The 24371-nt window shown below is 60.6% G+C and carries 12 protein-coding genes; 4 read left to right on the top strand and 8 right to left on the bottom strand.

Annotated features, from left to right (window positions below; all coding sequences use genetic code 11):
* The first annotated feature begins 89 nt into the window (after positions 1-89).
* Positions 90-980, top strand: coding sequence for a LysR family transcriptional regulator (locus IM733_RS06670; RefSeq protein ID WP_248920115.1), 891 nt, complete (start codon positions 90-92; stop codon positions 978-980).
* Positions 981-995: 15 nt separating this feature from the next.
* Here the strand turns inward: IM733_RS06670 and IM733_RS06665 are convergent, their stop codons facing one another.
* The 4 genes from IM733_RS06665 to IM733_RS06650 form a co-directional block, all read right to left on the bottom strand.
* Positions 996-1238: an Atu1372/SO_1960 family protein gene (locus IM733_RS06665; protein ID WP_248920114.1), complete on the bottom strand. Its 243-nt coding sequence runs from the start codon at positions 1236-1238 to the stop codon at positions 996-998.
* A 119-nt stretch (positions 1239-1357) separates the two neighbouring features.
* Positions 1358-1834: a VOC family protein gene (locus IM733_RS06660; RefSeq protein ID WP_248920113.1), complete on the bottom strand. Its 477-nt coding sequence runs from the start codon at positions 1832-1834 to the stop codon at positions 1358-1360.
* 220 nt (positions 1835-2054) lie between these two features.
* A complete protein-coding gene (locus IM733_RS06655; RefSeq protein WP_248920112.1) occupies positions 2055-3152 on the bottom strand; it encodes an alkene reductase in 1098 nt (365 codons plus the stop codon).
* Positions 3153-3165: 13 nt separating this feature from the next.
* Positions 3166-3585 (bottom strand): hypothetical protein, encoded by a 420-nt coding sequence (locus IM733_RS06650; RefSeq protein WP_248920111.1) that lies wholly within the window; start codon positions 3583-3585, stop codon positions 3166-3168.
* A gap of 102 nt (positions 3586-3687) precedes the next feature.
* On the opposite strand from IM733_RS06650, the gene IM733_RS06645 reads away from it, so the two are divergent.
* From IM733_RS06645 to IM733_RS06635, 3 genes are read left to right on the top strand one after another with little or no spacing between them, the layout of a single operon-like run.
* Complete coding sequence (locus tag IM733_RS06645) at positions 3688-4608, top strand: LysR family transcriptional regulator (RefSeq protein ID WP_248920110.1); 921 nt, start codon at positions 3688-3690, stop codon at positions 4606-4608.
* 44 nt (positions 4609-4652) lie between these two features.
* Positions 4653-5627, top strand: a complete 975-nt coding sequence (locus tag IM733_RS06640; protein WP_248920109.1) for a response regulator — start codon at positions 4653-4655, stop codon at positions 5625-5627.
* A gap of 15 nt (positions 5628-5642) precedes the next feature.
* Positions 5643-6563 carry a LysR family transcriptional regulator gene (locus IM733_RS06635; RefSeq protein WP_248920108.1) on the top strand — a complete coding sequence of 307 codons (921 nt, stop codon included), beginning with the start codon at positions 5643-5645 and terminating at the stop codon, positions 6561-6563.
* 4 nt (positions 6564-6567) lie between these two features.
* Here IM733_RS06635 and IM733_RS06630 read toward each other — a convergent pair whose 3' ends face one another.
* The 4 genes from IM733_RS06630 to IM733_RS06615 all read right to left on the bottom strand — a co-directional run bounded on the left by IM733_RS06630 (position 6568) and on the right by IM733_RS06615 (position 24325).
* Positions 6568-7170 (bottom strand): MliC family protein, encoded by a 603-nt coding sequence (locus IM733_RS06630; RefSeq protein ID WP_349292549.1) that lies wholly within the window; start codon positions 7168-7170, stop codon positions 6568-6570.
* Positions 7171-7184: 14 nt separating this feature from the next.
* The gene (locus IM733_RS06625) at positions 7185-10733 is read right to left on the bottom strand and encodes a PAS domain-containing protein (protein ID WP_248920106.1); all 3549 of its coding nucleotides are present in this window, start codon (positions 10731-10733) and stop codon (positions 7185-7187) included.
* 38 nt (positions 10734-10771) lie between these two features.
* A complete protein-coding gene (locus IM733_RS06620; protein WP_248920105.1) occupies positions 10772-12193 on the bottom strand; it encodes a TolC family outer membrane protein in 1422 nt (473 codons plus the stop codon).
* 72 nt (positions 12194-12265) lie between these two features.
* Entirely contained in the window at positions 12266-24325 is a 12060-nt protein-coding gene (locus IM733_RS06615) for a C80 family cysteine peptidase (RefSeq protein ID WP_248920104.1), read from the bottom strand.
* Between the last annotated feature and the right edge of the window lie 46 nt (positions 24326-24371).

Genomic DNA, 24371 nt, shown 5'->3' with positions numbered 1-24371 from the left:
TATGGTTTGATTCGTGAACCCAGTCTGGCGTGTCCGATCCTTGGGAAAAACGGGCCCTGCCCGTGAACACTTTCATTGCAGGAGTGAAAATGATCCGTCTCGACGACCTAGGCATCTTCGTTCGCAGCGCTGCGCTGGGCAGCTTTACCGCGGCGGCCCACGAGGCTGACCTGCTGCCCGGCCAGGCTGCCGAGGCGGTCAAGCGCCTGGAGCGTGAGCTGGATGTACGCTTGTTTGCCCGCACCACACGCAGCTTGCGCCTGACAGCCGAGGGCGAGCAGTACCTGCCCTCGGCCCTGGCCGCCCTGGAAGCCCTCAGGCACGGGCGGGACAACCTGCGTCGGGAAAGTGCCCAGCTCAGTGGAACATTGCAGGTGGCCGCGCCCTCCGACCTGGGGCGCAACGTGCTGCTGCCCTGGCTCACTGCGTTTCGCCGCGCGCACCCGCAGTTGAACTTGCGCTTCTTTCTCTCCGACCAGATCGCCGATCTGTTCCGCGATCCAGTGGATATCGCCATCCGCTACGGCCTGAACGCCGACGCCAGCTATATCGCCCTGCCACTGGCACCATGGAATCGCAAGGTCCTGGTGGCCTCGCCCGAGTACCTGGCGCGGGAAGGCACTCTGCACGCCCCAGAAGACCTGCGCGAACACCAGTGCCTGCTGTACATGCAGCAGGGCCGGGTCTACGACAAGTGGCAACTGGGGGCGCAGACCGTCCAGGTGCGTGGCGCCCTGCTCTGTGACGATGCCGATATCGCCCGACGCTGGGCGGTGGCGGGCGAAGGGATCACCTACAAGTCCTGGCTGGATGTGAGCGACGATGTGCTGGCGGGAAGGCTGGTCGTGCTGTTGCAGGATCACCCAGGGCCGGCAATGCCCTTAAGCCTGGTATGCCCTCACCGCAAGCAGTTGTCGCCTGCGGTGAGGCAGTTGCACGCCTGGTTGTCCTGCCGCTTCGCCGGGCTCGAGCGCGACTGATCAACGGAAGACTGATCAACGGAAAGTTGGTGAAGCGCCCCTCAGTGCGGCGCCTCGAGCAGGTCCGGTCGATATCCGCCGCAAGGCGGAAAAGGCACGGTACTGCAGTTGCCCATCGACCCAGGGAAACTGCCCGGACGTCATCAGCGTATTGCCTACGATGCTCCAGGGTCCATAGTTGCCCAGTGCCGGTGCCGGGCTGGGCAAGGTCAGGCCGACAGCTTGCAGGCGCGATTCAGGCGTGTCGAGCATGTTCATGGTGAGGGCCTTGTGCTGTTGTTATTGTCAAGCACGCGCAAGGCGCGCCTGGACGCTATACCGAGGAAAACTCAAGCAGGAGGCAGGGTAACCGCAGTTCCTTGTCGACCCAATGGTTGTCAACCTGGGCTGACGGTGTGAGGCGATTCAACCTCAAGGTGCGGCATGCTCTGGCCAACGATTCGGCTACCCGGCACGTAGTCGAAGATCATCTCGATGGTTATGCCGTTGGGATCCTCGAGAAACAGTTGGTGTTCACCGATTTGCGGTATGACGCGTTCACGAAACGCAATCCCCATGGATTGCAATCGTGCCTGGACTTGCGCTAATCCCTCGCATCGCAGCGATACGTGATCCAGCGAACCCGATCCATACCCGCCTGGCTTGTCGCCGAGGTACATCTGCAGTTCCCTTGGGTCGCCCTGGACGCTGGCGATGTGCAGCAGTGGCTGATCACCGGCATACATCCAGTACCCAGGGAAAAGAAACCCCGGCCGGGGCCCAGGCACCAGGCCGATCACGTGCTCGAAGAACGCTGCGGTTTCGACCCAGAGTGGGGTACGGATGGTGAAATGGTCGAGTTTTTGGACACCCATGAAATCCTCCGGACAGGGGTAATGCCAATAAGCTAGCCGTCGAAAAACGCGGCTCATCGCGCCAGAACATCGCGTTGGAAACCGGCAAGGCGCTTGTTGAGTCTGGTGTGCCCGGTGTCCGAGAAAAATCGGCACTGGCCATGAACACTTTCATGACCGGCGTGAAAATGAACCGCCTCACCGCCTCACCGCCTCGGACACCTTGGTTCAGCAGTTCACGCTATTGATACGCCGGATAGTCGCTGTAACCCACCTCGTCACCACCGAACAGCCGGTTGCCTTCGAACTCGGCCAAGGGCCAGTCATGCTGCAGCCGCTCGGGAAAATCCGGATTGGCGACAAAAGGACGGCCGAAGGCAACCAGGTCCACCAGGCCGGCGTCGAGCAGCGCCTGGCCGCGCGCCAGGGTATAGCGCCCGGCCACGATGATCGCTGCGCTGAAGTCGCGGCGCAGTTGATGCCGGAAGGGTTCGGGAATCTGCGGTGCATCGTCCCAATCTGCCTCGGCCAGGTGCAAATAGGCGACACCCAGGGTGTCGAGCGCCTGGGCGGCCTGGAGAATGGTCGGGATCACGTCCGGGCAGTTCATGCCACGGGCGGTGATATAAGGGGCCAGGCGTACACCGGTACGTTGCGCGCCGATCTCCCCGGCGACCGCACGAGTGACGTCGATCAGGAACCGGATACGGTTCTCGCGGCTGCCACCGTACTCGTCAGTGCGCAGGTTCGAGGTGGTGCGCAGGAACTGGTCGATCAGATAGCCGTTGCCAGCGTGGATCTCGACCCCATCGAACCCTGCTTCGCGCGCATGCCGGGCGGCCAGGCGGTAGTCCTCGATCACCGCCTGGATCTCCTCCTGGCTCAAGGCGCGTGGTTCGCTGACATCGACCATCCGCCCTACCCCATCGTCACCTACCACCCATACCTGCGCATCGGCACGCAGCGCCGAGGGCGCCACCGGCTGGCCATCGGCGTGGAAGCTGGCGTGGGACATCCGGCCTACATGCCACAACTGCAGGAACATGCGCCCACCCTTGGCATGCACGGCGTCGGTGACCTGCCGCCAGCCTGCCACTTGCTCGGCGCTGTAAATGCCCGGTGTGAAGCTGTAGCCCTTGCCCTGGGGGCTGATCTGCGTCGCCTCGCTGATTATGAGACCGGCGCTGGCGCGTTGGCCGTAATAATGCGCCATCATCGCATTGGCCACGTCTGCGGGCTGAGTGCTGCGTGAGCGGGTCATTGGCGCCATGACGATGCGGTTGGGCAACGTGAGGGGGCCGAGTTCGTATGGGGTGAAGAGTTGCAGCGGGCTGGACATGGGTGGCTCCTGGTCAGGCGGGGGCTTGGCTGTTGTGCTGGTAGTCATGGGTGGCATCGATCGGCTCTTCACCGAGGGGGCAATCGAGTTCGAGGATGAACGCCTCGGTCAGGCTGATGAATATCTGGCAGATCCGCTGCTCGGGCAGAATGGCGACCTGGTGAGGCAGCTCGCTGGCCTTGACCTGCTTCATCACCACCGCTGCCGGTTGACTCGTGCTCAACGCCAGGTGACTGAAGCGGGCCGCCTCGAGCCCGTCACGTTGCAGCAGGTGCACCAGGGCATGGTCGTCCTGATACAGCCATTGGCCTGGAAACGGGAACGGTGGCCGCGGGCCGGCTTGCATCCCAAGCAAGGTCTGAAGCGACGCGGGCAAGTGGTCATCGGCGCCGATGTTGAAGGCTATGTGGTCGAATTTGAAATCGAGAGACATGGGCGATACCTCGTCGTGCTCTGTCGGTGCCTGCATGATCATTTATTGGAAATGTGCGATAAATATCGCAGTTTGCACATTACTTATAAGGAATGCTTACAAATGCATGGTCTGGCTGAGCTGAAAGTGCTGGTCAAAGCCGCCGAAGCCGGCAGCCTCTCGGCCGCAGCGCGTGAACTGGATATCAGCCCCGCGGCAGCCAGCCTCACGCTCAAGCGCCTGGAGTCGCGCCTTGGGGTTCGCCTATTCGCCCGCTCGACACGCCAGCAACGCCTGACGGCGGAGGGTGAGCGCTATCTGGAGGCGGCGCGGCTTGCCCTGGCCGCATTGGACGAAGGTGAACGGGCGATTCGTGGGGCCGGGCATGGTTTGGCCGGTGTATTGCAACTGGCGGCACCTTCGGACTTCGGCCGTAGTGTGCTGCTGGGTTGGCTGGATGAATTGCGTGCCTTGCACCCACACCTGCAATTGCATCTGTTGCTCAACGACCGCCCCAACAACCTGTTCGGCGAGCCGGTGGATGTCGCACTGCGCTTCGGCGTACCGGTCGATTCCACCCTGGTGGCCTTGCCGGTGCTGGAGGCGCATCATCGAGTCGCCTGCGCCAGCCCCGCCTACCTTGCCCGCCAGGGTGAGCCAACCTCGCCTCAGGCACTGGCCGAACACTCGGCAATTGTCTACCAGCGCCAGGGGCGTCCCTACGATGTCTGGCGTTTCAGGCGTGGTGACGAGGTCTGCGAGGTCAAGGTCCGCGGTGACTATCGCAGCGACGACGGCGAAGTTGCCAGGCGCTGGGCGCTCGCTGGGCACGGGGTCGTGTACAAGGCATGGCTAGATGTCGCCACGGATGTGCGCGCTGGCAGGTTGCGTGCCTTGTTCGCCGACTGGCAGGGAGAGCCTGCGCCGGTCTACCTGATGTGCCCGCACAGGGTTCAGGTCAGTGAGCGGGTCAGGGTCCTCCAGGCCTTTCTCCGCGAACGCTGCGCGTCGTTGGCTGGCACGCAGGACATCCGCGTCATCTGAATGGTAGGCTGCCTGTCGCTCAAGTCCGAACAGGCGTCGTCACCATGCCCACTGCGCACACCGCAAAGCCATACACTCTGCTGGCCATCGATGACGATCCGCAATCGCTGGTAATCCTGTCGAAGATCCTCACGGCCGAGTACGAGGTGCTCCTGGCCAAAAGCAGCGCACGTGGACTGGAGCTGGCCAGGAACAGCCAGCCCGACCTGATCATCCTCGACATCACCATGCCGGAGATGGATGGTTTCCAGGTGCTTGGCGAACTGCGCAAACACGCAGTCACGGCCAGTATCCCAGTGATCTTTCTAACTTCCCGCACCAGCGTCGAGGATGAGCGCCTCGGCCTTCTGCTCGGCGCATCGGACTACATCACCAAACCTATTTCACCGCCGGTCGTGCTTGCCAGGATCGCCACTCACCTGGGGTATCGCGACAAGCTGCTGCACCCATGCCAGCCGGATGGCGGCTCGACGGCGGGCAGCGACATGCGCGAAGGGTTCATCGCTGCCCTGGCCTTGCAACTGCGGCATAACCCACAGGTGCGCCTGGACGCATTGCTAGACAGCTTCGCCGCCTTGCTCGCCTATGCGCTACGCGACCCCGACCAGGTGGCTTTGCGCTCGGCAGCTTGCCTGGCCTTGATCGGCCTCGGCCAACCGCACGACGCCCTGCCCCAGGCACTTGGCGCCAGTCGTGTGCTGATCGAGGAGATCATCGGTCACACCAATGCCGAGGACCCGGTGCTGAACCTGGCCTGGGACCTCAGCCATGCCGATGGCCTGCTCGGGGGGCGTAGGTCAACCACATTGCCGGAGCACGCTCCGCTGTCCGCCCGTTTGTTCGCGCTCGCACTGACGTACCATCTGGCGCTGCTGCAACCGGCGGCGCATGTGGCGCTTCGGCACGAGCGGGCCCTCGGCGCAATGCTCTCGCACCCTGCGGCACACAACCTGCCCAGCGACACCGAAATTCTGTGCTCGACCCTTTTGGGCATCGCCCACGCGCATCTGGACCGTTGAGCGAGCGTCCTAGTCATGGCCAACCTGGAAGACCTCGAGCTTTTTGTCCTCATCGCCGAACTGCAAGGGCTTTCTCCTGCGGCGCGTGCCATGTCCATCACGCCTGCGGCGGCAAGCCTGGCACTCAAGCGCCTTGAAAACCGCCTGGGGGTGAGGCTGTTCACCCGTTCGACGCGCTTGATGAAACTCACCAGCGAGGGTGCGCGATATCTAGACAGTGCTCAGCACGCCTTGAAGATACTTGCCCAGGGGCAACGGGCGCTCTCGCAGGATGACGGTCAACTGGAGCTGTCGGTACCCTCCGATCTGGGACGCCACCTGTTGCTCGATCTGCTGCTGCAGCAGAAGAAGCAGCAACCTGGGCTGCAGATCCATCTCTCGCTGAATGACAAGGAAGAAGACCTGTTCACGGGACGCTTCGATGCCGCGTTGCGTTTCGGCCGCAGCCTGGCACTGGACCTGGTCGAGCTGCCGATACTCAAGCAGCACCACTTCATCGCCTGTGCGTCACCGGCTTACCTGGCTGTGCGCCCTGCACCAGAGCACCCTGAGCAGTTGAACACACATGACTGCATTGTCAGCCATATAGGCAAGGCCGAATCGCATTGGCGCTTCCATAACGCGGGTGAGGTCGTACACGCACGGGTCCAAGGGCTGTTCTGCTGCGACGATGGCGACGTGGCGCGGCGTTGGGCGTTGGCTGGTCAAGGGGTCTGTTACCTACCGTTGCTCAATGTTGCACAGGACTTGCAGGCTGGTCTGCTTCAGCCGCTGTTGCCAGGCTGGAGTGGCGACCTGGCGCCTTTGAGCCTGGTTGTGTCCCACCGCTCGCGAATCACCGCATCATTGCGTCAGTTGCATGAGTTGTTGGTCGAGGTCTGCAACGAACGGATCGGCCGTTGCCAGGCAGTGCTCACCCGCGAGCAACGCACCTGACCTGTCAGCCTTGTTTCCTGCAAGTGAACGCCTTACCGTCGGCGCCCCAAGTCACCGTTGCTTCCTCCTGATGCCCCCGGAAGCTTTCATTCTGCCCCTGGAAGTTCATGCCACTCTCCGAAGGAACAGCGATCATGATTGAGCGCTGGTCTCGATAGGTGGCGGCGACCGCCGGTGGGTCGGTCTTGTAAAAGCTCACGTCGATCTGGCCCTTGTCCCCACAGTCGAAACGGATCGGCCCGTCATGCGCCACCAGCGCATAGCCGACCTGCAGCTCGACTGTGCGTTGGGTGTAGGTGCTGCGCAGGCAGGCATTCTGGTCGTCTGCCTTCCAGCACTCATCACGCCCTTTGATCCAGCCGCGCTGCTCGGCCTTGAGTCGATTGGCCTGGCCGCCCGCCTTTGCCAGCGCGGCCTTGTAGGTGCGCGCCAAATCCCGGTCCTGGGATGACAGTGCCTGACTTTGACAGATCAACGACTCCATGGTGCTGATTGTCTTTGCACCGCAGTCGAAAGAAGGGGGTGATCCGACCTGAGCAATCGCGCTTGCGGCAATGCTTAGCAAGAAACCCGTGGTCGCCGATGTTGTGAGTCGAGAGATAGACATTAAGCCTCCATGAATCAAGCCCGTATGGCGCTCAGCAGTCGATGAGCACAAGTGAAGTCCATACGGTATATGGCTTCACGAACCTCCAGCAGTTGCCCGCCCGCGTCCCTCTGGCACAGCGCTTCAATCACATCAAGCGCCTGGGCATTGCTCTCCAGCAGCAGGCTCGCCAATCGCTCCACCTCAGTTGGAGGAAGGGTTGGGCCAGCGCCTTTACCCAAGGGTGAAACATCTGGGGCAAGCGTCGGTACTGACGTCAGGGTCGCGAGCAGGGACTGCAAACAGGCACTGAGCGCCAACATCGGCGCAAGGGTATCCTCGTTACGCTCGGCACCTTGCTCGAGCCTCGCAGCTGCCGCCTGGACAGCCATCGCGCCGATATGTCCGGCACTGCCGCGCAGGCCATGGGCCAGCGCAGCCAGGGATGGCCTGTCATTGCATTCGTGAGCTGACCAAAGTTGCGCCAGCAGCTCTTGGTTGTCACGCAGGAACATGCGCAACAGGCGCTGATGCAAAGCAGGGTCATGGCCCGCCACCGCAAGGCCATGTGCCAGGTCTATGCCTCCCGCACCAAGTGCGTACGGGTTCCTTGCGCCTTCATCGGTTGGCAGCGTGCCTCGGCCGATCCAGCGGCACAGGGTGCGGTAGAACGTCTCGACCTCCAGAGGTTTCACGACGCAGTCATTCATCCCCGCCGCCAAGATTCTCGCTTGGACTTCGCCGGGCAGATTGGCAGTCACCGCGATGATCGGCAGACAGTCAAGGTGCAACTCCTGGCGGATCCGGGCTGTGGCCTGGTAGCCGTCCAGGATAGGCATCTGGCAGTCCATGAGCACGGCGTCGAACGCTGTGTCCCTAGCTAGAATCACCAATGCTTCCTCACCGTTGCCTGCGACAACGACTTGAACGCCTGCACGCTGCAACAGGTCCATGAAGACCTCCTGGTTAAGCGTGTTGTCTTCCACCACCAACACACGTGCCCCCAACAGCGAACGCGCTTGCTCCTCATGGCTGTCCTCGCGTATCGGCCCGCTCAGCGAAGCCTGTGCGGTGCGTAAACATACGTTGAAGCGAAACGTGCTGCCCTGCCCTTCAATGCTCTGCACCTCGATGGTGCCACCCATCATTTGCACGATCCGTTTGCAGATCGCCAGCCCCAGCCCCGTTCCGCCGTAGCGCCGACTGATGGATGCATCAGCCTGGACGAACGCATCGAACAGCCGGGCGCATTGCTGTGAGGTCATGCCTACACCTGTATCGTGAACGATGAACTCGAGCTCGATGTTGTCCTGCCATTGTCTCAGGAGATTGGCATCGATCGTCACGCTCCCTGATTCGGTGAACTTGATAGCGTTGTCCAGAAGATTGATGAAGACCTGCTGCAAACGATGTGGATCGCCGATGAATGCTCCCCTCAGAGCCTGCGGGATATCTGTACGCACATCGATCATCTTTTGCTGGAGACGCGAACTTACCAGCCCCACTACCTCATCAAGCAGGTCGGCAAGATTGAAGGTCACCTGTTCCAGCGCAAGCTTCCCGGATTCGATCCGCGACAGATCCAGCATGCCGTTGACAAGAGTGACCAGGTGCTTGGCCGCCCGGTCCATCTTCTCGATATAACGGCGCTGCCTGGACTCCAATGGCATGTCGAGCACCAAATGGGCCATGCCAATGACCGCATTGAGCGGCGTGCGGATCTCATGGGACATAGTGTCGAGAAACGCCGACTTGGCCTGGATAGCCAACTCGGCCTGCTGCCGGGATTGCTGCAGCAAAGCCTCGGATGCCTTGCGTTCACTGATGTCGAAGATCACACCATCCAGATACTGGGGGAGCCCCCCCTGGCTGATGATCTGTCCCTTGTCATACAACCAGCGGACCGTGCCATCGGTAGCGATGATCCGATACTCGAGAACATAGTCCAGGCTCTCCAGGCTTCGATCAAACACCACCAGGTCATCCGGATGGACAAGGCCACGCAAAGGCCGTCCGGCGATGAACGCTTGGGCCGAGACACCACAGATCGCTTCGATCGCATCGCTGACGAACAGCATCGTACGCTCCCGGTCCGGCAAGCTGCGGAACACCGCCCCCGGGATGTTGCCGATCATCGAGCTGAGTTTGGTCTGGCTCTCGACGATGGCCTGCTGCGCCTCGACCGTCGCGCTGATGTCCTGCAGCACGCCGGTGACACGCGTCGCCACGCCTTGCGTATCACGCTCCATGACCTTGCCGATATCCAGCACCCACAACCACTGCCCGCTTTTGCTGAGCATGCGGTATTCAGCGCGGTACTCGTCGGTGTGGTTGTCGACGTGGGCATAGAGTTTGGCCAATACCTGTACCCGGTCATCCGGATGCACCAGGCCGGCCCAGCGTTCGAGGCCATTCCCGAATGTCTGGTTCAGTTCACCTTTGCAGTAACCGAGAATACGCAGCCAGACGTCATTGTTGACGATGATGCCAAGGCTCACGTGCCAATCCCACAAACCGAGCGCACCGCTCTGCAACGCCAGGTCCAGGCGTTTCTCGCTCTGCTCGATCCGCTGCACGTCACGCTGGTGTTGACGCGCATCGGACATACGTCGCAGCGCTGCCCACATCAACAGCAGGAGCAAAAGCGCGCTGCTACCTGATACCACTAGTACCTGGCCATCGGTCAGGACCTGGTTCAAGTTGCTCAGGGTCACGACCGACCAGAGGCCACTCGGATCGTTCCAGTCGAAACTGTTGCGAGCCATGGCATAGCGCTGGCCATCGATTTCCACCACCGAACGTCCCATTTCGAACGGCAGGGCCTCAGGCACTCCTCGAGGAAATGGATGGTCGCTGAACTGCCGGCGGATTTCGCCGGAGAAGGCTGCCGCTGCCCAGGGGTGATCGGCTTTCAACACAAACTGTGGAGCATTGGAGGCGAGCACGATGCCGTCGGGGGACAGTACCAGCACCTGTTCGTTGCTGCGTGGCTTGTTGAAGCCGGCCTCGAGTGTGCGGGCATCGAATCGCGCCACTAGCACACCAATGATCCGGTCATGCTTGTTCTGTGCTTCATATACAGGCGCGGCCATGTAGAACATGCGTTGCCCCGTGGTGCTGCTGATGGCGCCATACACACTTCGCCCACCCTGCAACGCCGTTTTGAAGTAAGGCCTGAATCCGACGTCGAGCCCAACCACTGATCGCTCAAGACTGTCGTAGGCGGCAACGATCACGCCTTGGCGGTTGGCGACGAACGCGTGGTCGGCACCTACCACCATAGCCAGGGTCTTCAATGGCATGGTGGCTGCTTGGCGCGCCTGTGCCGCGGGCTGATCGATCACGGCTTTCAGCGCGGTGTTGTGCCGGCCTAGCATTGACAGCGCGCCAATCGCGAAACCATCGACATTCCAGTCGCCTAGATCGACCGCGCGCTCCTGGTTCTGTTGCAGCACCTCAGCGAGGAACCGGCCTTCGACCCGATCACGGTAATAGCCTCCAATGATCATGCCGACCACAATGGCGACGATCAGGCACCCCGACAGGCAAACCCATTTACGGTGCTCGAAACAGTTCACGATCATGGCAAACGGCCTCCCACCCGCCTACCCGGCACCGCAAGTCAGCGGCGCGCAAGGCTGTGAGGGAATTCCGGTGGCAGGAAGTCCCGATCCGGATCGTAATCGGCTTTGAGATAATCGCAAAGTGCCTTCAGGTCTTCCGGGGCTAGCGTGCCGATGGACTGCTTCAGGCGCAGCGTGTCGAGAATGTAGTCGTATCGGCTGTCGTTGTACTCACGTACCGCGTTGTACAGCTGGCGCTGGGCCTCCAGCACATCGACGATGTTGCGGGTACCGACCTGCAGGCCCATCTGCGAGGCCAGCACCGCCCCCTGGTTGGAGATGATCGACTGGCGGCGTGCCTGGACCTGCTCGACGCCACTGTTGAGGCTACGGTGGAGGTTGCGGGTCTGCTCCACCACCTGGCGTTGCAGGTGATCGTTGAGAAATTCGCGCTGGCTGAGGCGCTGACTGGCTTCGCGCACTTGCGAGCGGGTCTGCCCGCCGTTGAACAACGGAATGTTCAGTTGCAGGTTGATCGAACGCTGTTCGACACCGCTGCCATAACCGCCGCCACGCAGCTCGCTGTTGCCATAACCCAGGTTGTCGTTGTCACCGGTCTGGTAGCGCAGCACCGCGTCCAGGGTCGGCAGGTGCCCGGCCTTGCGTGCGCTCAGCGTGTGCTGGGCAGCGTCCCGTGCCTGCTGGCTGGCCTGTAGCGCCAGATTCTGGCGCATGGCGGTATCGACCCAGGTCCGGGCGTCATTGGGGGTTGGCAGGGTCAACGGCATGTCGTGGCGCATGCCCTGGATCGCCGTGTAGCGTTGGTGGGTCAGCGTGTCGAGGGCCTCGAAGGCATCTTCCAGGCGCTTTTGCGCGCCGATACGGGTGGCCCGGGCGCTGTCGTGGCCAGCCTGGGCCTGCAGCACATCGGTACGGTCCGACAGGCCAAGCTGCAAGCCTTTGCGGGCGCGGTCCAGCTGGCGCAGGAACGCGGCCTCCTCGGCCATGCTGGCGGCCAGGCCATCCTGGGCCTTGAGCAGGCCGAAATAAGCCTCGGCGCTGTCGAGCATCAACTTCTGTTCGGTGGCGGACAGTTCCAGCAACGCCTGGTCGCTCTGGGCCTGGGCAGCTTTGAGGTTGAACCAGCGATCGGCGCGGAACACTGGCTGGTTGAGCGTGACCTGGTAACTGGTGCCAGTGCGCCGGGTGGCTTGCGCAGGTTGGTTCAGGTGAGTGCTGTTATTGTTCAGCTCGGCACCGGCCGACAAGGTTGGCAGCAGACCGGCCCGCGCCTGCGGCACCGCTTCGGCGCGGGCAGCCTGGTCGGAGCGGGCCGCGGCCAACTCGCTGTTGTTCTGGGCGGCATCAAGGTACACCTGCCAGAGGTCGCTGGTGGCAGCGCTGGCGGGCGTAATGGGGATTGCGACGACAAACAATAAGCCAGCAGCGGCCCGCCGAGTGGGGTTGAGTAGCGTACGCATGGGTATGGAGTTCCGCAGGGAAAACAGGAAGCGGCTGGCGGGGCACTGCCCCGCCAGCCGACCGTAACGGCATCAAGCCAACGGTGAGGTCAGTAGCGGTCGCTCGGCCTGGCGTGCAGGCGTCCCGGAGCTACTGGCTACGCCTGTGTCCGGGAATGTGGCCATGGCCCCGCTCAACTTCGCCAGTTGACCCGCGCTGTCCTGCACGACCGAAACGGCAGCGGTTTCGAACGTGACTTCCTTGATCCAGCGATCACGGTCGTAACTTCCCGAGATGCCGCGCAGCCGGTAGTGCTGATACGGCACCCCCCGAGTGTCGATCGCCACCCGCATGGTGTCCTGCTGGCCGCTCCAGCTCAGCTCGCCGGACACTGCCGTCCAGTCGTTGCCGGAACGCAAGGCTTCGACTCGGTAGATGCCACTGCGAGTTGTATCCGCCTGGCCTTCCTGGGCCACGCTGTTCTGGGTATGCAGGCTGAGCGCGGTCAATACCACCTTGTGCTTCAGGTCGAAACGCAGGTAACTGGCCTTGGCTTCCATGTCTGGCGTAGGCGCGCCGGACACGAACTGTACATCCGCCACCTTGTTTGCCTGGTCACCGAAGCCCATGTTGTTGGCCGCTCGCCAGGCGAACGCTTCGCCAGACTGGTCGAAGCCGTCGACCAGGTTGCCTGGAGCGCTTCGGCCGAACCAGCTTTGCTCAGCAGGTACCTCGCCATCAGCGCGCTCAATGGCACCTTGCTCCCACAGCGCCAATGCGCCATCCCGCTCGCCGCTGCCGATCTGCTGGTAAGTCAAGGTGTTGCCGTTGGCCCCCAGCACCTGGCCAGGCTGGAAGGTATAACGGAAGTTGTCGCGCAACTGCGAACCGTGAATGGATGCCAACGCTTGCTCAACCGTTGTATAGGCAGGCATGCCAATGCTGCGTTGCTGCTGATTGAAGCTGGCCAGGTCATAAGGTTGATCACCCAGTTGATGGACGTTGCCATCACCGTCCACACGCAGGTACTGCCTGGAGTAGAACTGAGACACACTGCGCGAGGAGAACTGAGACAGGTTGCCACTGCTGCTCACCTTGATACGTTCGCCACGGTTACCGGTTTCGTAGCGCGTGTGCTCGCTGTTGCCAGCGATCACATCCTCGCCATCAATACCCGCGGCCACCAGCCGTCCAAGCAGGGCATCATCGGCAATCCCCGCCTTGAGCAGGCTATCGACACGACGGTAGTCGAGGGAGTGGATCGCGACCATACGCTGGGCCAGTTGCTCGGCACGTAGCGGCAAGTAGCCCTTCTGAACGAGCACAGCTTGCAGCACTTGAGCGTGTTCTGTAGTCGTCGGCCTGAAGTACAGTTTGCCGTGATTGTCCGAAGCGATACCATTGCTGTGGGAGATCCGCTGCAGAGTCAGGTCAAGGTAATAGCTATCATTGCCCCGCGCCGCCAAAGCAAACTCGGTAAGGAAATCACGACCCGACCAACCTGCCTCACGCGCCTTCAAATACACTTGAACCTGCTCGACCGACAGCCCGTAGTTGAATGCATCGCTGATGAACGGTTGGTCGACACCCAGTTGCTCGAGGGCCACTGCATATTCAGCCTGCCCTCGATTGGTTATCCAACCGCGTCCGGTCAAGAGGTAGTCGACAATGAACGAGGAGGACAGTTGTCCCTGCCCCAAAGAATACAAGTCGACGATCTTTTCCAGATTCGCATGCGTCAGCACATCCCACATGGCCAACTGACTGACCAGTTGTTCGGGCAGCCCTTTGATCCGCAGATAGTCCTTGGCCAATGAAGACATGACCCCCCAGCTGCCGCCATCACTCTCCATGATACTGCGCATCTGCGCTTCACCGGCCAGACCGGCGAACACCTTGGGCTGATAGGTCAGTGAGCTACTGACTGCAGAGTTCAGGCCCCGCGCGGCCATGAGTGTTGTCCTTACAAAGCCATCGTTGCCTCGCTCCAGGGGTGAGCTGGTCCCCATATCGAGTTTTTCCAACAGAACTCTGGTGTTTCCTCTTGCGGCGTATACCTCGATCCAACGATTTTCTAAGAATTGCAGGACGAGCTCACCCTCTGTCGACAGGTCTGGCCCTGATTCGCGGATCGCCGGGCGTCCAAAGCCGGCGTAATCAAATTTTCGAATTGATTGATCCGATGATCTGGAAGAGCGTGAGAAGATCTTGAGTCCTACTCGACCATTGGCATCGAGTACTATCTGGAACCCCTCTTTCGAGTAGCTTCCAGTCCCGAACAACATTTGCTCACCAAACCGACTTGCTGCCACGCGCACGTACACGCTGAAATCCTGGCTGGTCGGCATGTTCGCGAACGTGTCGGCCCTCGCGCCTGTCTCGATACTCATGAACTGCTGCACTCTTCCGAGCGTCACGACGCCCTGGCGCAGGTAGGCCATCCAGTTGGCCCGAGGCACACCTTGCTGCTGGAAGAGCTGGCGCTCACTGCTGTGGAAATTGGCCGGGAACACTGGCGCGTTGGTGCTCGCCATCGTCTGCCGAGCACTGTCGAACCAACTGAACTGTACTGCGTCGGGATTGCGGTAGTAATCGCGCACGATCAAGGTCTGCCCATCCTTGACCAACCGCAAGTCATAACCTGCACCTGACACTTCGACCTGGTAATCACTCAATGCCCGGTCCAGGGCAACCAACTGGCTGCTGCCTGCGGCAAACGCCGATATCCGTAGCACGTGGGTGCCGGTTCCCAGCACCGCATGGCGGCCTGGCGCGGTATGCATGCGGTAGCCGCTCAAAGCATCGACCTCCGGCAATGCGTATACCTGGCCCTGTATCTCCAGTTGCAGATGTCGGGCTTGACCGGTGGCAACATGGTTCTTCAGGACAATGGTCTTTGCCGGTGCACTGCCTGATCCCACGCCATGGGCGCGGGCCTCGCTGGCGCTGTTGAAGATCAGCAACTCGAGGTCATCGCCAGCAACCCTCAGCCCAAGCCTATCCAAGCTGATGTTGCCTAACAGTTGGAGGGTGTCGAGCTTGCCGTCCTGAGACAGGTTATCCACCGTCCACCGACTCTGCCCCGCGGCAGGATCGATGCGATAGCTATCCTGTCCCTCGCCCCCGGCAAGATTCGCCGACTGCGCGCCTTCCAGTACCTCATCGCGCTGATCCCCCAGGTACTGATTAATTGATGGCGTCAGGGTGACTTGTACCCCGGCGACAGCAAGATCGATAGTTACAGGCGGCTGCTGCGCGAAATAGCTGCGCACACGCAGATGAGGTGTTGCCGCCAAACCTTCCGGGCGCAGGCGGTCGGCGTCATAGATCAACAGGTCATCACCCAGCCGTGCCTGCACCAGCCTGTCACGGGCGGCAGCGCTATTGGCGGCCAGAGAAATCTGCGAACCCTGACGTGCCTCAAGTTCATAACTGGCATCTGTACGCCCCAGGTCCAATGCCTGTACCGAAGCCACTTGATGCACTTTCACGCCCCCCGTCATCGCTTGAGTGACCTGGGCATCTACCTGGGCAGTGTCCACCACCTTCAACGGCTGGTCGGCGACGTTCTGGAGCGACGGCAGGTCGACTTCCTGCAAGCGCATCTTGCCGTCGGACTCACCCTGCAGCCAGAGTTTGATCAACTGCCCTTCGCTGGCGGCACGGTACCCCTCGATGCTCAGCGACAGTGGCAGGTTGTTGTCGGTGGAGCGAATGGTCAGTGTATCCCCTTGCAGGCTGTAGCTCAGCGCCGCCACTGGCGCTTCAAGCATGAACTGCATCAACTGGTTGGTATGCAACGCTGCTCGGAATCCCCCTGCCCCGGCCTTCAGCGCATAGGTGTTGACCGCGTGGTCGTTGCTCAGCAGTTGAACGGTACGCTGTGGATCAGATCCGAACACAAAGGTCTTGGCCATGGTTTCCAAGGAACGCCATTGGTCGTCGATCAGGCCCAGCCCAGGCAGCGAGAAGCTGTATTTGTTGGCATCGAGCAGCTGCAGGACCTTGCCGTTGTCCACCGAACCATCCGCGCTGTACAGCCCCATGATAGTGAGGACACCCTTGCCATCATTCAGCTCGATGGCCCGGCCATTGCGCCGCAAGCTGATCTGGCTGTAGCGCGACGACAGGCTGACCTGCAGTGTCTGCGACGCCTGCAACTCACCTTGTGCATTGCGTGTGCCCTGCAAGCTGATCGACGCATTGACCGCGCTCCACAGCGCCGTATCGTTACTCGTGCTGACGATGCGGTTGCCCTTGTTGACGGAGTAGACATTACCCTCACCGGCCCCGCCTTCGATCGCTACCTGCGTGCCCGCCACGTCGAAGAACTCCTGACGCGTGGAGCCTCGCACGTCGGCTTTGTTCGCGCCATGCAGCACATAGCTCTCGACCCCCTGCACACGCACCTGGCGATCGACCGCCTGGGTCACTGCTGGGCGAGAAGACCCTGAGCGGTTGGTCAGCCCGTCACGCAGCACGCGCGAGCCGCGGTAACTCAATGTCATCGACCCATCGGTATCGCTCGCCAGAGCGACATCCATTCCTTGGGCATCGAACATCAGGCTGTCGTTCTCGTTCAGCCCCTGTTGCAGTTGCTGCGGGTCCAGGCTCCCGGCGTCGATCTGGCGAATGCGCGTGCCCGCATCCAGGTTGAATGCATCGGACAGGCGTCCCCCCGTCGCCGTGGACAGTGCCTGACCGGCAAGATTGAAGAGATTGCGCTTGTCCTGGCTACCCAGCGCTTGGAAGTCCGGATGCTGGTCACCCAGTTCCATCCAGACTTGGCCACCGTCGTTAGGCATCTGTGTGGCCACCCGATTCATCCCACCGTAGGCAACCTGGTGCTGCAAGGCGTAGTAGAAATCCTCGCCCGACTTCAGCGTACCGTGGGCCACTTTGTTGTCGCGGTCGCGGAAGTTCAGATAGCCATACTGGTCCTTGGCGAACAGATCGGAAAGGTAGAGCTTGGTCTTCTCCCAATCGCTGTTGAGGGTATTGCGCAACTCGTTCGCGGCACCGACAGCTTCCTTCTCGACCCTTGCGCGCTTGAGCGCGTCGGTTTCGACACCTACCCAGGCCGCGAAGAACTGGGCGACCTGGTCAGCGGTGCTGGCGAAATAGTCGCCGAACTCGGCGAGCTGCATGGCCCCCTGCACGACCCCGTTGATGATGAAGCCGGCGGCCGCAATCGCCACCCCTATCGGCCCCGCCGATGCCGCCAACGTGCCCAGCACCGAGGCTGCCACCGCGCTGCTCAGCGAGGCAGCGATGGACACACCGGTCAGCGCCAGGCTGACGGCTGTGGTCACGGTAGTGATCACCGTGTTGGCCACCAGGCTCTTGTACTCGTAGCTGCCCATGTCGCCGTTGCCCGACCAGAACGACTGCCATTGCAGGCCGATACCCGCGAAGGTCACCGGTGCCAGCGCGGCATCCAGCACGCCGCCCCTGATCACGGTGGCCGCCTTGGAGAACGAACTTACCGCCCCCAGGGCCTTGCCCGCCGCAGAGACCGCCTTGGCGATTGCGGCGCTCAATGGCGACATGGCCACACCACCGATCAGCCCGGTCAGATTGAGCCCTTTGTCCGTAGAGCTCATGTGCTGCCAGTTGCCTATCAGGTCGCGCACCGAGTTCAGTGTTTCAAACACATCCAGCGCGGTGCCGAAGCGGTCAGCCGCTACCGCCGCCCTGCTCGGTTTGCTGGTGCGCTGCGCATCGACTGTGTCGACGAGACCTCGGACCCGGGCATCCGCAGAGCTCTCCAGTGCACGCTTGACGGCCAGATGCTGATCAGGTGCGAGCTTGAGCATTGCAGACGCCAGGCGTACACGGTCCAAGCCACTCGCATTTTCGACAAAGTGCTCGAAGGCAGCACGGTTGACATTGATCGACGCACCACTTTTACCCAGCAATCCCCGCTCAAACATGAACGAAGTGGCTTGCTGCTCTGTCCATCTTGCGGCCTGCAGCACCACCTCGGTGTCCTGCCCAGGAGCCACGCGCTTTTCCGCCGCATCCAGCGCCATCGACTGCAGGATCTGATCCCCCGATACACCCGGGTTCTGCGCCTGCAACTGCTTGAACCGCTCGAGGTCAAAGCCCCCCACGTCTCGCGACAGTTCGTAGAGGTTCTGGACCTTGCGCCGCTCATCCACACTGAGGCTGCCAGCCTGTGCCAGCCACTGGGCGCGCTCGCCGATCCGTGCACCCAATGCAGCCTGCGCGGCCTTGGCGATTTCCACCTCCAACTGAGGGCCGGAATAGCCCCTCAGCAAGTTGATGTACTTGAGCGCCTCCTGTGGGACGTCTTCGGTGCTGAACAGCGCGACATTGCTACCGCGGCTGCGCTCCACCAACGTGCTGACCAAGCGCGACAGCTCGACCAGTTCGGGCTGCAATGGCACCTTTGACATTTCATAGTTGAACCGTACCGGGTCGAATGTCAGCTTCTGGTCCGCGCGCAGCTTGCCCCCCTGGCTTGCCAGTAAAACGGCGGTGAGCGGCTTGCCATCCACCAGCAATCCCATGTCATGCAGCAGCACGGCTGACAAGGAGCCTTGCACCATCGCAATCGCCTGGCCGAAGTTGTTCCGGGACGGACCATCGAACAACACATTGCCGGCAGCCAGCAGTTGCTGGCGGTTACGAGCACGCAGGCGTTCGACGTGGCTGTCAGGGTCGAGGTGGCTCACGATGCGACTACGGTCGACATCAGCATCCAACACGTTATCAAGCATCGCTGTGGCGAACCTTTCACCCTCGGCCGAGGCAAGGCCCGATTCAGCCATGCGCAGTTGCTCGTCAAGCATCGTCTGCACCATCTGCCGGGCACCGACGCTTTCCAGCTCCGTGCTGTTCTGATAGCGCTTGACCAACCCATCCAGCGCATCTTGCAGTTGGGCAACCTTCAATGGGTTGTCCAGCAGTGAGCGCAACGCCGCTTGATCCAGTCGTTCATCGGCCCCTGGGAACAGCCTGCTCAACGCATACTCCTGCGCGGCGCCAAGCTGCTCTGGTTTGATCCGGCCTTGCCCGAGATCGTCAAGCAACGCCACCACATCAATACCCTCGCGCCCCAGCAGGACGCTGGCGGCGACGTATTCGTCCCTTTCAAGCACCCCTTGTGCTCGCGTCCAGTTCAACACCCGCTTGTTGGTGCCATCGCTGTGGACCCATTCGCCGCTGGCATCGAGGGTGAGTTTGCGCCCTTCACTGTCCACCGAGACATTGGCGCTACGTACTGAGACCTCCAGCTCAGGGGTCTGCAATGCAGCAACAAGTTGGCGACCAAAGCCTGCCTGTTGCTCGGCATCCTCAAGCGAGCAACCGACCAGGCTGATACGTGCGGGTACCGAACCGATACCGTATTGCTCGTGCAACGCTTGTTGGAAGCGATCCAGGTGCATTGCCCATTGCTCTGCATCGAGCCCACCGAGCGTACGCGCCTGGGCAGGTCCACGCCCGTGCCCTACCACCTGCCAGCGCACCTTGTCGTTGGCATCGAGGCTCTGGAACAAAGCCGGGTCACCCTGCACGAGGCGCATTTGCCCTGAAGCATCGAGCTGTATCACCAGAGTCTTGTCCGGATGTTTACCGGCCAGATTCGCGGCGGCTTTGGCAACCACGGGATCGTTCTCACTCTGAATGATGATCTGAGCCCGATACTGACTGTCACCCCCTTCCGGGTTCGCCTGAATGACCACTTTGGACCAGTTGTCGACCTGCTGGTTTTGCAGCGGAGCATCAGCCAAGGGACCGCTGGCTACCCGCCGTACCGCACTGATTGCAGCCTCGTCAGTAGTCAAGGCACCGTTTTCCAAAGTGGCAAGGACACTTGTGTCACTAGATATCTGTGTGCCTTGAATGCTCAGGGTGGCGGGTAATGTCTCGGCGCTGAAGTTGTCCAGCAGCAATCGCTGCAACGATGCCAACTGGCGTTGTTGGATGCGTTTCTGTTCGAAGGTTGTGACAGGATCGAAACGCACTTCTGTCACTGCACCAGCGCGGTTCTTGAGGATCAACAGACCCTCGGCACTCTTGTTGACGACTTCGATATGCCACGTGCTACGCAGAAGGTCGAATGGCAACAGGCGCTTCAACTGATCGGTGTATTGATCGATGACATTACCCTTGAACGACAACTCAAGGTAGGGCTTGTCGGGGTCCCCGGCGAAGGTGAAAGCCCCGCGTTTTGTGGAGGCATGCCAGCTGTCCAGCAGATGCTGGATGCTGACGTAGGATTCCCCCTGGCGCTTGCCGAACACATTGGCCTGTTTGACCAGCTCAGCAGCACTCCAAAGCGTTCCTGGCATCACCAGATCACCTTTGGCGACGGCGATTCGCTCGCTGGCCGACAGGGCGTCCATGGCATCGAGCTCAAGCAGTTTGTCGGTGGTCTGTTTGAGCAATGCGATCATTGCGGCGTTGCGACCGGAGCCGGTGTGGGTATCGATGTAACGCTTCACCTCTTGGTGCAAGCTGACCAGAATCGCCTTTGGCCCACTGTCGAGCCAGCGTTTGTGCGCCGCTGCGTTCATCTCATCGGCGAACTTCAAAGGTAGGTACTTAGGGTTGGCCAGGACTTTGACATCGGCACTGGTCAGAGGCGATCCAATATCGTTGAGTTGCTTCCTCTCATAATTGGCAAAGGGTTCGTGGAGAATTCGCAAGTCGCCCACTGCTCCTGCCTTCTGCAAGGCCCGCAGAATGGGCAATTCAGCGTTCCAGAAGTAACTGTTGACCTTCAAACCGCCCTTGGACATCACATAGATGGTTCCGCCAAAATCGGCAGTACTGGCGGCATAGACAGAACTGAGAAAGCCGGCAACGGTCAGCGAGCCTTGGAACGCCGCATCCGCCAGTGGCCCGCCCTTGGCATGACCGACGAGGGTATTGCGCAGTTGGTGGACGAAATCCAGCGCCGCCACATCGTAATCGGTGGCGATGCCCGCTTTGCCTTGAGCGGTCAACGCGCCGTCAAGCACGCTTTTGTAGCCTTGGAAATCGTCGGACCAGAAGGTCAGCAAACGCGCTGGATTGCCCTTGGCGGCAAACGAGAAGCCCAGCGATTCCAGGTACAGCATCAACTCCGAGCGTTTGCCGAAGTCCTGGCGCAGAATCCCTTCCACGGCCAAATCGGCAATTCGATCACGTTGGGCATCATCAAAATCGAGTGGCCCGGCGAACCCTTGGCGACGTTGAACACCCAGTATGTTGTCCAGTTCGGACTTGAGATGAAGCTTGGCAGCCGCCAGGTCGAGAGCGGCCAGCTCGGTTGAGCTCAACTGCTTGAAGCCCGGTGTCAGGACTTCGTCCCCCAGGCGCAACTCGCGGGTGAGCCGTTCGTAAACCTCCCCCACCAACTGAATCTTTTCCTGCAGCGTCCTGTAGGGCAGGGATTCACTACCCAGTGGTTGCAGGCGAGGGCCGAAACGGTCGTATGGCGGGGCACTGAACTGCTCTGCTGCCGGCAACCCCTGATTGACGACGGGTAGCACAAGTGCCATGACCTCTTCATAGACACTGCCCTGCAGTTCACTTCCGGCACCCAGCACTCGATATCGGTCAAACATGTCCAGTAGCTTGTGCCCAACGCCACCGGGCAGCGTCGGCTCGTAGCGTGCTGCCACATAGAGTGTCTCGAAGAACGAATGGTAGCCGTTGCGAATCATGAAAGCGGCGTTGGCCATCTGGAACTGCCAATATTCCTTGAGTGTCAGCGCTCGGCCGAACACGTCTTTCCCCGACAGTGCCTTGGTGACCATTTTCGTGGTGCCCGAAATACCCCCTACAAAAGGTGTATCCAGATCACGCATGTACCGTGTGCTGTTCTTGTGGGTGTCCGGCACGAACTGAGAATAACTTTGGTACTTGTCGTCGAGGATGACGTAACCGCCCTCCTGGTAGGCCAAACTTTCAAATTTGGCATTCAGGATCAGGTAAGGATCGGGTTGCGCCACGCGGTTGTTGATGCTCACGTCCAGCCCATCATGGCCTTCCATGCCCGGATGCGCGTAGGTCGTATCCGGGCTGCTGACAGCAGCGGTTTCCGCTACGGGACGCAGGGCGTGGAACAACACTTGTTTGCGCAGTGACTTGCCCGCAGTGGTCTCCAGGAATGCAGCCACGCTCGAGCGCAGCGTGGTATCGCCGATTTGCAGGTAGGGGGGCGCGCCGAGCAGCAATTTGATCAGCTTGTCGGAGGTCGCACCCTCGATAGCAGATAGATTGACGCTCAGAGGTGGGCGTTTATCCCGTGGATCCCGCTTGCTGTTTTCAGCATTGACGTACGCTTGTTCTTCTTCCTGCGCCTGCAACCTGAGCGCTTGATACAAGTCAGGCAGCCCCTGTTTCGCCGCAGCCAGATCGCTGTCCAGATAACCGTTCTTGCGCAGGCTTATCAGTTTTCCCTGCGCGATACTGGTAGACAACTTCTGCGACAGGCCGAACAGCAAATCATCTGTGGCGTCGTGCTGCCACACGGCCTTGGCGAAGTCTTTCTCCCACAACACTTTGTTCAGGTTGTTGCCTTTGATATCACGCTGATCGTTGCCCGGCTCGGCAGTCGGCAGCACAATACCGCCCGGGGTCATGTGGTTGCGTTCCAATGTTCGCGTCAACTGCGCCTCGAACTGGCTGCGCTGTTGCGGGTCGTTGAACCACGGACTTGCACCCTGACGGCCGTCCTGAAGCGCTTCGAGCCTTTCAAAGAACTCGAGATTGTACGCGTAGAGCTCGCGGGTTTCCGCCTGGCTCAACAACTTGCTCGTCAGGGTGTTGTTTTTCTGCCGGGTGACACTCATGAAGGGCGTGGCGCCAACATAGCCGCCACCTTCAGGCTTCTCCAAAAGGTACAGGCGGTCGACGAAGCCAATGGATTGTTCCAGATCGCTGATGTTGACGAACGCCCCGTCGCGCGCGGCTGAGTAATAGGTGTGTCGGAAGCCTTCCATAGCAATGGTCTGGAACGACTTGATGTCTGCGTAGTCGTTGATCAGCGCTTCGAGATCGGCGGGTTTGACCTTGAGTACTTCCTCGACGGTATTTTTGGGGGGCGGCGTGATTTCGCCCACTGCAATACCGATCTGGTTGGGGATTTTCCTGTCGACGCTGGTCAGCTTAATGCCGGTCTGGTCATCGAGAGGTTGAATGTTGAAGCCGTTGCGCATGCTGCTTTCGGACACCAGGTAGTGCCCAAAGTACTTCTCGACAAACTCGGTTTTCATCAGCACCGAGCGAATCGGCGTGAACGTCGGCGACACGCCCAGCTCGTTCTTCACACGGTACTGCTCCTGCCAGGCCAGCGAGCGCGCGGTGGTGCCGAAGGAGAAGTTGAGCATGCCCTCTTTGGGCAAAACCAGCCTGCCATTATCAAGGAACATGTCCTTGTATTGTCCGCCATAACTGGCATTGACCAACGCCACATTCATACGGATGTAGCCTGGACGCTCTTCCATCAGCAGCAGCGACGCATTGACCGGTGCGTTGTCCGAAGCATCAGGCACATTGCTCATCGCTGCCAGCGCTTCGTTCTGCGCGGCACCTGGTTTCGCCGCCAGCAATGCTTTGTAATTGCGCTCGACGTGTTTGAATGCCTGTAGCTCTGAAAACAACCTCACGTAGCTCTCGGTGAAGGTGTCGGTTTTGACCTGTGCAGCCAGCGCCCCCTGCAACTGCTTGATCCTGGCGCTGATCTTCCCTTGTTTGGCGTCCTTGTCACTTACCAACGCCGGTGCATCAAGGGGACCCTGAGCGGACGGCGACACAATGCTCAGGGCTTCGCTCCACGCCGTCTCGAAACTGCGCATGGCGGTCTGTTGCCGCGTGTAAAGATCAATATCGATTTGCAGCTGACGCCTGTAATCGCGGTTGGCTTCAGTATCGGGTCGGCCTTGGGCGACGACCATGCTGTCCTTGAGCAGTTGCAGGTGCTCATCGATGGATACCGGGTTGGACTCCATCTCGTAGTACTGCGCTGCCAGTACACTCAGGGTGCTCTGCTGCATCTCGGTGAGACGCTGATTGACGGTACTGATGTACTGGGCCTGTTCTTCAGGTGTCATGCTGAACCACTCACTGTACCGCCCCTGAGTGGCCAACTGGTTACGGATAATGCCTTCCATTACTGCGTTGAAGTCAGTAGACATCGTGCTGCTCCTGATGGGGGTTCGCGAAGCGCGTTTTGGGTTCTGA

Source organism: Pseudomonas entomophila (assembly GCF_023277925.1).
In the GTDB taxonomy this organism is placed as follows: Bacteria; Pseudomonadota; Gammaproteobacteria; order Pseudomonadales; family Pseudomonadaceae; genus Aquipseudomonas; species Aquipseudomonas entomophila_D.
Note: the sequence above shows the minus strand (reverse complement) of the source record. Positions and strands in the feature narration are given on the sequence as shown.

Bases quoted from the DNA above. Each gene is read 5' to 3' on its own strand.
- IM733_RS06630 (WP_349292549.1), bottom strand. From the start codon at position 7,170: ATGTCTATCTCTCGACTCACAACATCGGCGACCACGGGTTTCTTGCTA.
- IM733_RS06660 (WP_248920113.1), bottom strand. From the start codon at position 1,834: ATGGGTGTCCAAAAACTCGACCATTTCACCATCCGTACCCCACTCTGG.
- IM733_RS06650 (WP_248920111.1), bottom strand. From the start codon at position 3,585: ATGTCTCTCGATTTCAAATTCGACCACATAGCCTTCAACATCGGCGCC.
- IM733_RS06665 (WP_248920114.1), bottom strand. From the start codon at position 1,238: ATGAACATGCTCGACACGCCTGAATCGCGCCTGCAAGCTGTCGGCCTG.
- IM733_RS06635 (WP_248920108.1), top strand. From the start codon at position 5,643: ATGGCCAACCTGGAAGACCTCGAGCTTTTTGTCCTCATCGCCGAACTG.
- IM733_RS06670 (WP_248920115.1), top strand. From the start codon at position 90: ATGATCCGTCTCGACGACCTAGGCATCTTCGTTCGCAGCGCTGCGCTG.
- IM733_RS06625 (WP_248920106.1), bottom strand. From the start codon at position 10,733: ATGATCGTGAACTGTTTCGAGCACCGTAAATGGGTTTGCCTGTCGGGG.
- IM733_RS06640 (WP_248920109.1), top strand. From the start codon at position 4,653: ATGCCCACTGCGCACACCGCAAAGCCATACACTCTGCTGGCCATCGAT.
- IM733_RS06620 (WP_248920105.1), bottom strand. From the start codon at position 12,193: ATGCGTACGCTACTCAACCCCACTCGGCGGGCCGCTGCTGGCTTATTG.
- IM733_RS06655 (WP_248920112.1), bottom strand. From the start codon at position 3,152: ATGTCCAGCCCGCTGCAACTCTTCACCCCATACGAACTCGGCCCCCTC.
- IM733_RS06615 (WP_248920104.1), bottom strand. From the start codon at position 24,325: ATGTCTACTGACTTCAACGCAGTAATGGAAGGCATTATCCGTAACCAG.
- IM733_RS06645 (WP_248920110.1), top strand. From the start codon at position 3,688: ATGCATGGTCTGGCTGAGCTGAAAGTGCTGGTCAAAGCCGCCGAAGCC.